The sequence below is a fragment of the Streptomyces sp. NPDC028991 genome (assembly GCF_055564775.1).
In genome coordinates, this window is sequence record NZ_JBVHVP010000010.1 from 120,256 (window position 1) to 134,731 (window position 14,476).

General features: G+C 72.5%; 13 protein-coding genes. 6 read left to right on the top strand and 7 right to left on the bottom strand.

Annotation, left to right across the window (positions count from 1 at the left end; translation table 11 throughout):
• Positions 1-32 precede the first annotated feature (32 nt).
• From ACZ4V1_RS21105 to ACZ4V1_RS21115, 3 genes are all read left to right on the top strand, one after another.
• The gene (locus ACZ4V1_RS21105) at positions 33-686 is read left to right on the top strand and encodes a TetR/AcrR family transcriptional regulator (RefSeq protein WP_468338253.1); all 654 of its coding nucleotides are present in this window, start codon (positions 33-35) and stop codon (positions 684-686) included.
• A 31-nt stretch (positions 687-717) separates the two neighbouring features.
• Entirely contained in the window at positions 718-1,056 is a 339-nt protein-coding gene (locus ACZ4V1_RS21110; protein ID WP_468338256.1) for a hypothetical protein, read from the top strand.
• 103 nt (positions 1,057-1,159) lie between these two features.
• Positions 1,160-2,317 carry a C40 family peptidase gene (locus ACZ4V1_RS21115; RefSeq protein ID WP_468338259.1) on the top strand — a complete coding sequence of 386 codons (1,158 nt, stop codon included), beginning with the start codon at positions 1,160-1,162 and terminating at the stop codon, positions 2,315-2,317.
• Here the strand turns inward: ACZ4V1_RS21115 and ACZ4V1_RS21120 are convergent.
• From ACZ4V1_RS21120 to ACZ4V1_RS21140, 5 genes are read right to left on the bottom strand one after another with little or no spacing between them, the layout of a single operon-like run.
• Positions 2,281-3,543 carry a styrene monooxygenase/indole monooxygenase family protein gene (locus ACZ4V1_RS21120; protein ID WP_468338262.1) on the bottom strand — a complete coding sequence of 421 codons (1,263 nt, stop codon included), beginning with the start codon at positions 3,541-3,543 and terminating at the stop codon, positions 2,281-2,283. The two genes, ACZ4V1_RS21115 and ACZ4V1_RS21120, sit on opposite strands and share 37 nt — an antisense overlap.
• A gap of 25 nt (positions 3,544-3,568) precedes the next feature.
• Entirely contained in the window at positions 3,569-4,210 is a 642-nt protein-coding gene (locus tag ACZ4V1_RS21125) for a GTP-binding protein (RefSeq protein ID WP_468338265.1), read from the bottom strand.
• Positions 4,191-4,631 (bottom strand): DUF742 domain-containing protein, encoded by a 441-nt coding sequence (locus ACZ4V1_RS21130; RefSeq protein ID WP_468338268.1) that lies wholly within the window; start codon positions 4,629-4,631, stop codon positions 4,191-4,193. The genes ACZ4V1_RS21125 and ACZ4V1_RS21130 overlap by 20 nt, the downstream gene beginning before the upstream one ends.
• On the bottom strand, positions 4,628-5,137 hold the full coding sequence (locus ACZ4V1_RS21135) for a roadblock/LC7 domain-containing protein (RefSeq protein ID WP_468338271.1): 510 nt from the start codon (positions 5,135-5,137) through the stop codon (positions 4,628-4,630). Before ACZ4V1_RS21135 ends, ACZ4V1_RS21130 begins: the two co-directional genes overlap by 4 nt.
• Entirely contained in the window at positions 5,134-8,202 is a 3,069-nt protein-coding gene (locus tag ACZ4V1_RS21140) for a sensor histidine kinase (RefSeq protein ID WP_468338274.1), read from the bottom strand. The genes ACZ4V1_RS21135 and ACZ4V1_RS21140 overlap by 4 nt, the downstream gene beginning before the upstream one ends.
• A gap of 452 nt (positions 8,203-8,654) precedes the next feature.
• On the opposite strand from ACZ4V1_RS21140, the gene ACZ4V1_RS21145 reads away from it, so the two are divergent.
• Entirely contained in the window at positions 8,655-9,446 is a 792-nt protein-coding gene (locus tag ACZ4V1_RS21145) for a protein phosphatase 2C domain-containing protein (RefSeq protein ID WP_468338277.1), read from the top strand.
• Between the two features lie 18 nt (positions 9,447-9,464).
• On the opposite strand, the gene ACZ4V1_RS21150 is transcribed toward ACZ4V1_RS21145, so the two are convergent.
• Positions 9,465-9,959: a MarR family winged helix-turn-helix transcriptional regulator gene (locus tag ACZ4V1_RS21150; RefSeq protein ID WP_468338280.1), complete on the bottom strand. Its 495-nt coding sequence runs from the start codon at positions 9,957-9,959 to the stop codon at positions 9,465-9,467.
• 239 nt (positions 9,960-10,198) lie between these two features.
• On the opposite strand from ACZ4V1_RS21150, the gene ACZ4V1_RS21155 reads away from it, so the two are divergent.
• The gene (locus ACZ4V1_RS21155) at positions 10,199-11,026 is read left to right on the top strand and encodes a lysozyme (protein ID WP_468338283.1); all 828 of its coding nucleotides are present in this window, start codon (positions 10,199-10,201) and stop codon (positions 11,024-11,026) included.
• Between the two features lie 79 nt (positions 11,027-11,105).
• On the opposite strand, the gene lon is transcribed toward ACZ4V1_RS21155, so the two are convergent.
• Positions 11,106-13,529 (bottom strand): endopeptidase La, encoded by a 2,424-nt coding sequence (lon, locus tag ACZ4V1_RS21160; RefSeq protein WP_468338286.1) that lies wholly within the window; start codon positions 13,527-13,529, stop codon positions 11,106-11,108.
• 219 nt (positions 13,530-13,748) lie between these two features.
• On the opposite strand from lon, the gene ACZ4V1_RS21165 reads away from it, so the two are divergent.
• Positions 13,749-14,447, top strand: coding sequence for a polyamine aminopropyltransferase (locus ACZ4V1_RS21165; RefSeq protein ID WP_468338289.1), 699 nt, complete (start codon positions 13,749-13,751; stop codon positions 14,445-14,447).
• The last annotated feature ends 29 nt before the right edge of the window (positions 14,448-14,476 follow it).

Sequence of the window (14,476 nt, forward strand, 5' to 3'; positions counted from 1 at the left end):
CCGGGCCGGGCGGAGCGGTTACGCTGCGGTTCATGACCCCGCAGGCCTCCACCCCCGCCTACCGCCGGCTCAGCGTCGAGGAGCGCCGCGTCCAGTTGCTCGACGCGGCGCTCGCCCTCTTCGCACACCGGCCACCGGAGGAGGTCTCCCTGGACGACGTGGCGGAGCAGGCCGGGGTGTCGCGGCCGCTGGTGTACCGGTACTTCCCCGGCGGCAAGCAACAGCTGTACGAGGCCGCGCTCAGGTCCGCCGCCGACGAGCTGCGGATGTGCTTCGACGAGCCCCGCGAGGGCCCGCTGCTGGCCCGGCTCTCCCGCGCCCTGGACCGCTATCTCGCCTTCGTCGACCAGCACGACACCGGCTTCAGCGCCCTGCTGCGCGGCGGCAGCGTGGCGGAGACCTCCCGGACCTCCTCCATCGTGGACGGCGTACGCCGGGCCGCCGCCGACCACATCATGAGCCACCTGGACGTCGACGCACCCGGCCCCCGGCTGCGGATGACCGTCCGGATGTGGATCACGGCGGTGGAGGCGGCCTCGCTGATCTGGCTGGACGAGGGCAAGCAACCGCCCGTGGACGAGCTGCGGGACTGGCTGGTGGAGCAGTTCCTCGCCGTGCTGACGGTCACCGCCCGCCGCGACCCGCAGACCGCAGCGCTGGTCGAGGCGCTGGCGGCGGACGTCTGACACCGGTACGCGGATCACTGACACTGGTGCCGTGAAGAGCGAAGACACCCCCTTCGAGGGCGGCCCCATGGACGGGCGGGTACTGCCCGTGCTGGTCGGGATGACCGGGCACCCGCCGAAGACCTACCGCATCCCCGTACCGGACCCGGACGGCGGCCCGCCCACCGTGCTCGTGTACCGGCGGGTGCCCCGGGACGCCCGGGGCGGGCTGCGGTTCGCCCGCTGGAAGTACGTGTATGCCCCCGAGGGGGAGAAGGGCGCGGGCGGGAAGGGCTCCGGCCGGAGGTGGCCCTGGTCCAGACCGGACGCCGGACCGGGCACCGATCCAGACGCCACGCCGGGTGGCAAGCCGGACGACGCCCACGGGTGACCCCGTTGCGCCGAACCGCGCACACTCGGCGCGCGGGCCCCGGGAACACGCCACATGCTCGCCGTGCGGAGCGGACCCGCCGCCCCGCGACGGAGGTGATGGCGTGTCAGGAAGGCTTCTGCGTCTGGTGTGTACGGCGGCGGTGGCGGCCGGGATCGTCCTCGCGCCCGTGCCCGCCGCGGCCGAACCCGGGCCCGGCACCGACGGCGACCGGTCGGTGGCAGCGCTGCTGACGGACCTTCAGCGTCTCTACCAGGAGGCGGAGAAGGCCACCGAGACCTACAACGGCACCGAGGAGCTGCTGAAGAAGCAGCGTGCCGAGGTGCAGCGGCTGGACACCGCGCTGGCCCGGACCCGGCTGTCCCTGCACGACAGCCGGGGCGCGGCCGGACGGCTGGCCCGGCAGCAGTACCGCAACAGCGGCGACCTCTCCCCCTACCTGCGGCTGCTGCTGGCCCGCGACCCGCAGCGCGCGCTCGACCAGGGACACGTGCTCGGGCAGCTGGCCCGCGAGCGGGCGGACACGGTGGGCCGCCTGACCGGCGACGAGCGGAAGGCCGACGAGCTGGCCCGCCGGGCCCGCGAAGCCCTGGACCGGCAGCTCGCCCTCGCCGAGCGGCAGGAGACGGAGCGGAACGACGTACGCGAGCGGCTGCGCGCCGTGGAGGAACTGCTCGCCTCGCTCACCCCCGAGGAGCTGGCCGCGCTGGCGGAGTTCGAGAAGAGCGGGATCGCCGAGGCGCAGGAGCGGTTCATGGCGTCCGGCGCGCTCGGCGACGACGACAAGCCCTCCGCCGAGGGCGACCGGGCGGTGCGCTTCGCGGTGGAGCAGCTCGGCAAGCCGTACGAGTGGGGCGCCGAGGGCCCGGCGTCGTACGACTGCTCGGGCCTGACCTCCGTGGCCTGGGACCGGGCCGGGACGCCGATCCCGCGCACCAGCCAGGAGCAGTGGTCGCGGCTGGAGCACGTGCCGCTCGGCGAGCTGCGCCCCGGTGACCTGGTCGTGTACTTCCCCGAGGCCACCCACGTGGCGATGTACCTCGGCGACGGAATGGTCGTCCAGGCGCCGCGCCCCGGCGCCGAGGTCAAGGTGTCGCCGATCGCGGCCAACCCGGTCCTGGGCGCCGTACGCCCCGACCCCGGCGGGGAGCCGCTGCGGCGCTACACGCCGCCGAGGCTCCCCGAGGGGGCGACGGCCGGGTCCGACGAGGGGTACGCGGCGGCCTACGCGCCGGCCGCGCCCGAGACCTCCATCAGGTAGCCCTCGGTCTTCGCCGGGTCGTAGAAGAAGTTCTCGAAGTCGGCCGGGTCGTTGAAGCCGTTGGCGAAGCGGTCGGCGACCGGCTGGAGCTGCCCGGCGGCGCCGATCAGGTTCAGGATGTGCTCCGGCGGCGGGGCGAGCATGGCGTTCGTCCACTTGGTGACGTGCCGGGCGGTCTCCCAGTAGCGGTCGAAGGTCTGCCGCATCCAGGCCTCGTCGAACTCCTTCTCCCCCTGCTCCAGGATGGAGGCGAGGTAGGAGGCGGCGCACTTGGAGGCGGAGTTGGAGCCCTGGCCGGTGATCGGGTCGTTGGCGACGACCACGTCGGCCACGCCGAGGACCAGGCCGCCGCCGGGGAGGCGGCCGACCGGGTTGCGGACGGTGGGGGCGTAGCGGCCGGCGAGGGTGCCGCCGGCATCGGTCAGTTCGACCTTGGTGGCCCGCGCGTACTCCCAGGGAAGGAATCTCTCCATGAGTTCCAGGGTCAGGGAGAGGTGCTCCGCCGGGTCCTTGACGTCCTTGAAGGCGTCCAGCGGGCCGCCGGGTATGCCCTCCCAGAACAGGATGTCGGCCCGGCCGGAGGTCGTGAACGTCGGCATGATGAACATCTCGCCGACGCCGGGGACCAGGTTGCAGCGGACGGCCTCCATGTCCGGGTGCTCCGGACGCGGGCCCATCCCGTGGACGTAGGCCACCGCCAGCGCTCGCTGCGGTTCGCTGTACGGGGACCTCTCCGGGTCGCGGCCGAACATCTGCACCAGCTCGCCCTTGCCCGCCGAGACGAGGACGAGGTCGTAGGCGCGGGAGAAGTAGTCCAGGTCGCCGACGGCCGCGCCGTGGATGACCAGCTGGCCGCCGCGCTGCGCGAAGGTCTCCATCCAGCCGGCCATCTTCACCCGCTGGTCGACCGACTGCGCGAAGCCGTCGAGGTGCCCCACCCAGTCGATCGCGCGCTGCGACGGGCCCGGGTCGAAGGAGCCGGGGGCCGCCACCGAGACGCCGAGTCCCTCGATCTTCGGGGCCTGGGACTCCCAGAAGTTCAGCTGGAGGTCGCGCTCGTGCTGGAGTGCCGTGTGGAACATGCACTGCGTCGACATGACCCGGCCGGCGCGGATCTCGTCCGCGGTCCGGTTGGACATCAGGGTCACCTCGTAGCCGTGCGACTGGAGGCCGAGGGCGAGCTGGAGACCGGACTGGCCGGCTCCGACGACGAGTATCTTCCGCATGCGGGGGACGCTCCTAAAGGGACTACTACTCGGGGGTTTCGTCGAGCGCGTGGCCCACGAGGGACAAGAGGGTCTCGATGGCCGAGATCCGGCGGCGCGCATCCATGATCATTACAGGTATGTGCGCGGGGATCGTCAACGCCTCCCGCACGTCCTCCGCCTCGAACAGCTCGCTGCCGTCGAAGTGGTTCACCGCGACGACGTACGGCAGTCCGCAGCTCTCGAAGTAGTCCAGCGCCGGGAAGCAGTCCTTCAGGCGCCGGGTGTCGGCCAGCACGACGGCGCCGATCGCGCCGCGCACCAGGTCGTCCCACATGAACCAGAACCGCTGCTGACCCGGTGTGCCGAACAGGTAGAGCACCAGGTCGTCGTCGAGCGTGATGCGGCCGAAGTCCATGGCCACGGTGGTGGTGAGCTTGCCCGGGGTGGCGGTGAGGTCGTCGGTCTCCTCGCTCGCCTCGGTCATCAGCGCCTCGGTCTGCAGGGGCGTGATCTCCGAGACGGCGGTGACCAGTGTGGTCTTGCCGACGCCGAATCCTCCCGCCACCACGATCTTCGTGGCTATGGGCGCGCGGGTGCGATCCGTCTGCCAGGGCTGAGCGGGCTCGTCGGGGTCGACGAGCGGGGAGACGCCGTAGGCGGCGGCGTCAGAGACGACGGAGTCCACTGAGCACCCTTTCGAGCAGAGCGCGGTCCGGGCGGCCCGTGCCGTGGCCGGTCCCGGTTCCGTACACACGGATCTTTCCCTGGTCCGCGAGGTCGCTGAGGAGCACGCGGACCACGCCGAGCGGCATCTTCAGCAGCGCGGCGATCTCGGCCACCGTACGCATACGGCGGCACAGTTCGACGATGGCCCGCATCTCCGGCATCACGCGGGAGGTGAGGGAACCGTTCGTCAGTTCCTTGCGCTCCTCGGCGGCTTCCAACGCGGCGGTACCGGCCGTCGCGCCGACGAACGTCTCGACGAGCAGAACGTGGCCGAAGCGGGTACGGCCGCCGGTGAGCGAGTAGGGGCGTACGCGGGCGGACTTGCGGTCGGCGCCGCGTACGGGGAGGTGCTTCGGTGTTTTCCTGGGGCTGCTGCTCATCGGGTACTCCCCGTAGAGGTCGACTCGGACTCCAGGGATTTCCGCAGCTCGCTGCGGAGTTCGGGGGTCAGGACGTGGCCGGCGCGGCCGACGAACAGCGCCATGTGGTACGCGATGACGCTCATGTCGGCCTCCGCGGAACCGTGCACGCCGAGCAGCGAACCGTCGCTGATCGACATCACGAACAGGCTGCCCTCGTCCATGGCGACCATCGTGTGCTTCACGTTGCCGAAGTCCATCAGCCGGGCGGCCCCGATGGTGAGGCTGCCGACGCCGGAGACGACGGTGGCGAGGTCGGCGGCGGAGCCGCGCGGGCCGGTGCGGCGCACGGCCTGGGCCTCGCGGGCCGCGTCGATGCGGTGCTGGTCGGAGGAGAGCAGCAGCAGGCCGTCGGAGGAGACCACCGCGACCGAGAGGATGCCGGGCACCTCCTCGACCAGGTTGGTCAGCAGCCAGTGCAGATTGCGGGCTTCACTGCTGAGTCCGAAAGTACTGGGCGCGGTCAACTGCTTGCCTCCTCGACAGTGCCCCCCGTGGCTTCTTCGGTTGTCCCTGCTGCGGCGGTCGGCGCCTCGTTCCGACCGGTCCGGTCGGCGATCTCCGCCTCGACGTCGCGGCGGCCGGCCTCCGCCCCCTGGCGGAATCCGCCCAGGCGGCGGCGGAGTGCGTCGGCGTCGACGGAACCCGCGGTGCGCGGCCGTGGGGCCGCCGCCGGTGTACTGAGCTTCGGGGTCCGCTTGGGCAGGCCCTTGTCGGTGACAGGCTCGGCGGACCCGGTGTTCTCGGCGGACCCGGTGTTCTCGGCCGGCCCTGGGCTTCCGGCAGCCCCGGGCGCCCCGGCGTCCGCTGCCCGCTCGGTGCCCTCGTTCGGGGTGCGGCCGTGGGCGTCGGGGCCGATGGCGTAGGGGTCGGCGGAGCGCTGTCCGGGGAGCTCGATCGCGGCGGGCTCCTGTGTGGCGGGCTCCTCCGGGGCGGGTGCCTCGGGTGCGGAACCCGGCTCGGGCTCCGGTGCCTGTGCCGGTTCCGGTGCCTGTACCGGCAGCAGGAGGGCCATCGTGGCGTCGTCGGGGAGGTCGTGGCCGGGGTGGGAGGACGCGGAGTCCTCCGTCTCCGGGGCGGGATCCGCGACCGCGCCCGGGTCGGCTGCCTCCGCCTCGTCCGTCTCCGGTGACGCCGACGGGGCCGGGGAGGGAGCCGTGACCGCTTCCGCCTCCGGGGCCGCCTCCGCGCCCTCCGCCACGTCGGTCTCCGCGCTGTCCGCCTCGTCGGCCTCGTCGGCCTCCGCGCGCCGTACGGCCTGTTCCGCAGAGGCGACCAGCGGGTCCACGTTTTCCCGCGTTCCCTGCTCCGCGCGGCCGTGCAGGACGTTGGAGTTGGCCTCCGCGTCGGCGCCCGGCAGGGAGAAGGACCCCGTGCCCTCCGTCATCGGCACGGTCGGCGCGAGGGCGGCCGGCGGCGCCGCCGCGAGCAGGGTGCTCGGGAGGACCACGACGGCCGCGACACCGCCCTGCTTCTGCTCCCGCAGGCGCACGCGCGCACCGTGCCGGTGGGCGAGCCGGGCCACGACGTACAGGCCGAGCCCGAGACCGTCGTCGCCCTCCTGGTCGTAGGGCGCGTCCGGGTCGAAGTCGGTCAGGCGGGCGTTGAGCCGCTGGAGCCGCTCGGTGGCCATGCCGATGCCCTCGTCCTGGACGGAGAGCATCACCTCGCCGTTCTCCAGCAGCCAGCCGGAGACCTCGACGGGCAGGTCCGGCGGCGAGAAGGAGGTGGCGTTCTCCATCAGCTCCGCGAGCAGGTGGGAGAGGTCGTCGGCGGCGAACCCGGCCACGTGCGCGTGCGGCGGCAGCGCGGCGATGCGGACGCGCTCGTAGCGCTCGATCTCACTGACCGCGGCCCGGACCACGTCGACCAGCGGCACCGGTCCGGCGCTGTGCTGGACGTGCTCGGTACCGGCGAGGACGAGGAGGTTCTCGCTGTGCCGGCGCATGACCGTGGCGAAGTGGTCGAGCTTGAACAGGGTGGCCAGGCGGTCCGGGTCCTGCTCGCGCTCCTCCAGGCTCTCGATGACCGCGAGTTGCCGCTCGACCAGACCGAGAGTGCGCAGCGCGAGGTTCACGAAGGTGGAGCCGATACTCTTGCGCACGACCTCCAGCCGAGCGGCGGACTCGGCGAGTTCGGCGCGCAGTCCCTCGCGGGCGTCGGCCATCTTCTGCCGCTGGCCGACGAGGTGCTTGCGGTCGGCCTCCAGCGTGTTGACGCGCCCGGCGAGCGTGGCCGCGTGCGTGTGCAGGGCGTTGACGGAGCGGACGACCTGGGCGAACTCGTCGTTGCGGCCGGTGAAGGCGACGGGCTCTTCGGCCGTCGGATCCTCCGCGCCGGCGAGCCGGGCCGAACCGCGGCGCAGCACCGAGAGCGGGCGCGTCAGGGTGCGCGCCATGGCGGTGGCGATGCCGACGGCCAGCAGGATCAGGGCGCCGAGGGCGGCGATCCGGATCTCCAGCGCGGTGACGTCGTCGTCGCGCAGCTTCTCCAGAGCCGTGGTGCGCTTCTCGTAGAGGGCGGACTCGGCGCCGCGCATGGCGTCGACGCGGGCGGAGAGCGCGGCGTCCAGCCTCTTGGTGCTGGTGCCGAGGTCGTCGTCGGACAGCGCCGGCTCGTCCGTGAGGCCGGCGAGGTACTTCTCGGCGGAGTTGACCTCGGGGCCGGCGACCGTGGCGTCGAAGCCGGCGCGCGCCTCCTTGGGCGCGCCCTCGCGGAAGTCGGCGAGTGCGGCGTCGGAGCGCACCCGGGCCTGCTGGGCGGCGGCGGCGAGCGCGTCGCGCTGCTCGGCGTCGGCCTCCGAGGAGGTGGTCGTCTCGGTCGGCAGGCCCGTGATCGGGTCGATGACGGTCTGCGTACTGCTCGGCACGTTCAGCGCCGCGAGCAGCAGACCTCGGGTGGCGGCGGCCTGCTGGACGGCGGTGTCCAGTTCGGCCAGGGCGTAGGCGCCGGCGCCTACGCGGGGCGGCATCCGCTCGGCCAGCTCCTCGGCCAGGGCGTGCAGTTCGGTGATCGCCTCCGAGTACGCCTCGTGCGCCTGGACAGCGGTGCTCTTGCCGGTGAGCGCCGCCCGGCGCAGCGCCGCGATGGCGTCGAGGTCCTCGCGCAGGGAGGCCGGCGTGTCGGTGTCGGCACGCAGTTCCTCGACCTGCCGGTCGACGCGTGCGCTGCGCTGTTCGGAGGGCGCCTTGGACTCGGGGCGGCCGGCGGCGATGTACGGGGTGACCTCGTCCCGCTCGTCGGCGAGGGAGTGGGCGAGGGTCAGCGCGCCCTGGGTCTGCTCGGCGAGCGTCACCAGTTCCTGGGAGTCGTGCAGTTGCCCGGAGGCGGCCACGACCGACGGGGCTCCGGCCCCGGCGACGGCGGCGGCCACGACCGCAACGGCGACGATGAGGCGGTTGCGTACGTGGGTCGGACGGCCCTTGCCGACGGGGGCCGCCGGCGGCGCCGGGGTGGAGGTGCCGGAAGTGCGCTCCGCGCTCTCCCGGGGGGCCGTCTGCTTGCCTGTGCGACGAGGCCGCGTCTTCTGCACCGGTGCTCGCATTCCTGACTCGTGTACCCGTGGGCCCGGGTGGCGCTCCGTCAACTGGCCGGTCGGCGCGTGCACCCTCCGCCACGCTCTGGGCTGCTCCCCGGCCGCCGATGGCGCATCGGGCGGAGAGACCGCGTGAGCAGGGCAGGCCCCCCACCGGATCCCGACCCTCCCAGTGCCGGTGGGCGGTGGGCGCGCATCATCCGACCCGCCACCCGAAGGAGTGAACCCCGGACGGGAGTTGGGGAGCAAGTTCCCCTGTCTCGTGCGGCACGCCTGTGCGGCGCGCCGGTTGGACGTCTGGGACGGGCGGTGGCACTATGTGCCGCCACGCGTTGCCGGAGTGCCGAATTCCACCCCAAATCCGGCGCCTGACCTGCGCCCCTGCGTCGATCCCGGGGAACTTGCCAGCCTTTTGCGGACGCCGTGAAGAGGTCGTGCAGACTGGCTGGATGCGCACGGAACTCGTCTCGGAACCCGGCCTCACCGACCACCCCAACGAGGACTTCGCGAGCGTCGGACTACCGGCCTCGGGACAGGGTGGCTCGCTCGTCGTGCTGGACGGCGTGACTCCGCCTCGGACCGCGACGGGGTGTCTGCATTCCGTGCCCTGGTTCACCGCGCGCCTCGGCGGCGCCCTGACCGAACTGACCGTTTCACTGCCGGATGTTCCCCTCGCCGAAGCCCTGTCCCGCGCCATCGCTCGTACCTCGGCGGCACACTCGGAAACCTGTGACCTTTCTCACCCGCGGACTCCACAGGCAACCGTGGTCCTGGCGCGGTGGTCCCCCGCCCGCGTCGAGTACCTGGTCCTGTCCGACTCGGCCCTGCTGGTGGAGGCCCCGGACGGCACGGTCACGGCCGTCCTGGACGACCGGCTGGCCAGGCTGCCCCGAGCGGCCCTCGCCACCGACGCGCTGATCGACGCCGGCCTCCGGAACAAGGAGGGCGGCTTCTTCACGGCCGCGGCCGACCCGGCGGTGTCGGCGCGGGCGGTGACGGGCGTGCTGCCGCGCGACGAGGTGCGCACGCTGGCGGCGCTGACGGACGGGGCCGCGCGGTGGGTGGAGAAGTTCCGGGAGGGCGACTGGACGGACTGCCTCGCGCTGGTGCGGAAGCAGGGCGCGCAGGCGCTGGTGGACCGGGTGCGGGAGCTGGAGCGGTCGGACGCGGCGGGGCCCCGGGCGTTCCTGGGGCGCAGCAAGGCGCACGACGACGCGACGGTGGTGTACGCGGAGCTGTGAACGCCGGGGGCCGCGCCCCTACTTCTCCATCCCCCGGTTGAGCTGCCGCAGCAGCCGGGCCAGTTCGGTCACCTCGCGCGGGTCCCAGTCGGCGAGCCGGCCGGCGTACCGTGCGCGGCGCGCCTCCCGCACCCGGCTGACACGCGACTGGCCCTCCGGGGTCAGGGTGACCAGCCATGCGCGGCCGTCGGCGGGGTCGGGTTCCCGGGCGATGAGGCCGAGTTCCTCCAGGGCGCGCAGCTGGCGGGACATCGTCGCCTTGCCGACGCCGATGTAGGCGGCGAGTTCCGTGGCGCGCTGCCCACCGCACTCACCGAGCCGGACGAGAAGGCCGTACGCGGACGACTCCAGGTCGGGGTGGACCTCCCGGGCCATCTCGCCCTGATTGGCACGGGCGCGCCGGAGCAGGACCGTCAACTCCCGCTCCAAGGCCAGGAACTCCGGCTGGTTCACACCACTACCGGACAGGTCGGATTCGACCCCGCGTCCGCCGCCGTTCCCGTTTTCGTGCACGTCAGCCCCTGCCTCGAATTTCCCGGTCCTGAAAGTTTCCGCCACGGGCCGCCATCACCGCAGCTTGGCAAGTATTTCGCAGGCTTAGACCATCGGCGGCTTCCGGCCCCTCTTCCCACCCCCCGTTCTACGTGCGTAGCGTCTTCACCGGACCTCGCGATGGCATGCTCACGCCACTCACGAGTCCTCCCCACTCGCGCATCCCCCACCGAGCACCACCGAGCCATCGGAGGCACGTCATGCTCGTGCACAGATCCGGATCGGCCCGCGGACGGCGCTTCGCCGTCACCGGGATTCTGCTCGCCGCGTTCTCCCTGGTGTCCGCCCTCCCCGCGCAGGCCTCGCCGGCCGCCGACACCCCGCCGCGCGGCTCCGCCCACATGGGCATGGGCGTCCTCGAGCACGACGGGCGCCACGGCACCCCCGTCCCGGGCGACGCGACCCAGACGGAAGGCGTCGACGTCTCGAGCCACCAGGGCAACGTCGCCTGGTCGACCCTGTGGAACAGCGGAGTCAAGTGGGCCTACGTCAAGGCCACCGAAGGGACGTACTACACCAACCCCTACTTCGCCCAGCAGTACAACGGCTCCTACAACGTGGGCATGATCCGCGGCGCCTACCACTTCGCCACCCCGGACACGACGAGCGGCGCCGCGCAGGCCAACTACTTCGTCGACCACGGCGGCGGCTGGTCCCGCGACGGCAAGACGCTGCCGGGCGCGCTGGACATCGAGTGGAACCCGTACGGGGCCACCTGCTACGGCAAGTCGCAGAGCCAGATGGTCTCCTGGATCCGCGACTTCCTGAACACCTACAAGGCGCGCACCGGCCGCGACGCCGTGATCTACACCGCCACCAGCTGGTGGACCCAGTGCACCGGCAACTACGGGGGCTTCGCGGCGAACAACCCGCTGTGGATCGCCCGGTACGCGTCCTCGGTCGGGACGCTGCCGGCGGGCTGGCCGTACTACACGATGTGGCAGTACACCTCGTCCGGGCCGACGGTCGGCGACCACAACAAGTTCAACGGGGCCCTGGACCGGGTCCGGGCGCTCGCGAACGGCTGACGCACACGCGCGTACGGCGAGGGCCCGGACTCGCACGGAGTCCGGGCCCTCCCCTTTACTCATCCGGTCGCATGGCCCGTCACGCCGCGACCGGAACCTCCGGCTCCGCACCGCTGGTCGCCGGTGCGAGTGCCAGCTCCAGGACCTGGCGGACGTCGGTGACCGCGTGGACGTCGAGCTTGTCCAGCACCTCGGCCGGGACGTCGTCCAGGTCGGGCTCGTTGCGCTTGGGGATGATCACCGTGGTGACGCCCGCCCGGTGCGCCGCGAGCAGCTTCTGCTTGACCCCGCCGATCGGCAGCACGCGCCCGGTCAGCGAGACCTCGCCGGTCATCGCCACGTCGGTGCGCACCAGCCGGCCGGAGAGCAGCGAGGCCAGCGCCGTCGTCATCGTGACGCCCGCGCTCGGGCCGTCCTTGGGGACCGCGCCCGCCGGGAAGTGGATGTGCACGCCCCGGTCCTTCAGGTCGGCCACCGGCAGCTCCAGCTCGGCGCCGCGGCTGCGCAGAAAACTCAGCGCGATCTGCGCCGACTCCTTCATGACGTCGCCCAGCTGACCGGTCAGGGTCAGCCCGGCCGCGCCCGTCTCCGGGTCGGCCAGCGACGCCTCCACGTAGAGCACGTCGCCGCCCGCGCCGGTGACCGCGAGGCCCGTGGCCACGCCCGGCACCGAGGTGCGCCGCTCGGCCGGGTCCTGGGCGGACTCGGGCACGTGGTGCGGCCGGCCGATCAGGGCACGCAGGTCGCCGTCGGTGACGGTGAACGGGAGCTTGCGTTCGCCGAGTTCGTGCTGGGCCGCCACCTTGCGCAGCAGCCGGGCGATCGACCGTTCCAGGGTGCGCACGCCCGCCTCTCGCGTGTACTCGCCGGCCAGCTTGCGCAGCGCGCCCTCGTCGACCGTGACCTCGTCCGGGGCCAGGCCGGCCCGCTCCAGCTGGCGCGGGAGCAGGTGGTCGCGGGCGATGACGATCTTCTCGTCCTCGGTGTAGCCGTCGAGGCGGACCAGTTCCATGCGGTCGAGCAGGGCCTCCGGGATGGCTTCGAGGACGTTGGCCGTCGCGAGGAACACGACGTCGGACAGGTCCAGCTCGACCTCCAGGTAGTGGTCCCGGAAGGTGTGGTTCTGGGCGGGGTCGAGCACTTCGAGCAGGGCGGCGGCCGGGTCGCCCCGGAAGTCGGAGCCCACCTTGTCGATCTCGTCCAGCAGGACGACCGGGTTCATGGACCCGGCCTCCTTGACGGCGCGCACGATGCGTCCGGGCAGCGCGCCGACGTACGTACGCCGGTGGCCACGGATCTCGGCCTCGTCGCGGACGCCGCCGAGGGCGACGCGGACGAACTTCCGGCCCATCGCGTGGGCGACGGACTCGCCGAGGCTGGTCTTGCCGACGCCGGGCGGGCCGACGAGAGCCAGTACCGCACCACCGCGCCGGCCGCCGACGACCCCGAGGCCGCGGTCGCCCCGCCGCTTGCGCACCGCCAGGTACTCGGTGATCCGCTCCTTGACGTCCTCCAGACCCGCGTGCTCGTCGTCGAGGACCGCCTGTGCGCCCTGAATGTCGTAGGCGTCCTCGGTGCGGACGTTCCACGGCAGTTCGAGGACGGTGTCGAGCCACGTGCGGATCCAGGAGCCCTCCGGCGACTGGTCGGAGGACCGCTCCAGCTTGTCGACCTCCTTGAGGGCCGCCTCGCGGACCTTCTCCGGCAGGTCGGCGGCCTCGACGCGGGCACGGTAGTCGTCGGACTCCTCACCCTCCTGCTCGCCGTTGAGTTCGCGCAGTTCCTTGCGCACGGCTTCCAGCTGGCGGCGCAGCAGGAACTCCCGCTGCTGCTTGTCGACGCCCTCCTGGACGTCCTTGGCGATGGTCTCGGCGACGTCCTGCTCGGCGAGGTGGTCGCGCAGTTGCTGGGTGGCGAGCCGCAGCCGGGCGACCGGGTCGGCGGTCTCCAGGAGCTCGACCTTCTGCTCGGTGGTCAGGAAGGGCGAGTAGCCGGAGTTGTCGGCGAGCGCGGAGACGCCGTCGATGGCCTGGACGCGGTCGACGACCTGCCAGGCACCGCGCTTGCGCAGCCAGGCGGTGGCGAGCGCCTTGTACTCCTTCACCAGCTCGGCGACCTGGCCGGGCAGCGGGTCGGGCACGGTCTCGTCGACGCTCGTGCCCTCGACCCACAGCGCGGCGCCGGGACCGGTGGTGCCGGCGCCGATCTTCACGCGGTCCCGGCCGCGGATCAGGGCTCCCGGGTCGCCGTCGGCCAGCCTGCCGACCTGCTCCACCGTGCCGAGGACGCCGGTCTTGGCGTAGGTGCCGTCGATGCGTGGGACGAGGAGGACCCGGGGCTTGCCGGGTTCGGACCTGGCGGCGGCCTGGGCGGCCTCCACCGCGGCCCGTACCTCGGCGTCGCTCAGGTCCAGGGGGACGACCATTCCGGGCAGGACCACTTCGTCGTCGAGCGGCAGCACAGGCAGGGTGAGCGGTGTGAAGGCGGCGGACTCAGCAGCCATGATCTCCCCTTCGGCAGTCAAGTTGAGTTACATCGACTCAATGAAAGGGAGTCTCCGATTGTTCCCCACAGCGTGTTCGCTCTGAGCGATCAACAACCGGGGCTTCCGTGGCCTGCCGGAATTCAAGGGCCGGCTCGGGATCCGCAGCCGGGCCCCGTGGAGGGGAGCACGGCCGGAGGCTCCCGCATTCCCCCTGTCAAGCCCTGTCAAGATGGGCCGATGCCCACCCCTTCCCATGACTCCTACGACATCCCCGAAGTGCTGGACCGTCGCGAGGGCCCGCACGGCGAGGTCGTCCTGCGCCGGCACGGGGCGCTGCTGCAGATCATCGCGAACGGCTGCTTCCTGATGGACACCTCCGACGGACGCTCGGAGCGGCGCCTGGTCGACGCGGCGGCCGACGCGCTCGCCGCCTCCGGCGGACGCGGTGCGCCGCACCTGCTCATCGGCGGGCTCGGCGTCGGCTTCTCGCTCGCACACGCGGCCGCCGACCCGCGCTGGGGCCGGATCGCGGTCGTCGAGCGCGAGCGCGCCGTCATCGACTGGCACCGGGGCGGACCGCTGGCCGCGCTGTCCGCCGAGGCGCTGGCCGATCCGCGCGCGGAGATCGTGGAATCGGATCTCGTGGAGTACGTCAATGAGACATCCGACACGTACGACGCGCTCTGCCTCGACATCGACAACGGCCCCGGCTGGACCGTCACCGAGGGCAACGACGGGCTCTACGCGCCGGCCGGACTGGCGGGCTGCGCACGGGTGTTGAGGACCGGCGGGGTGCTTGCCGTATGGTCTGCGCAGCCCTCTCCGGAATTCGAAGAAACCTTGCGTAATGCCGGGTTCCAACAGGTGCGTACCGAAGAGATCCCCGTTGCCCGGGGCGTTCCGGACGTCGTCCACCTCGCCGTCGGGCCTGGATAGCAAAGGCGCGGTGGCTCCCCGTACGCTGC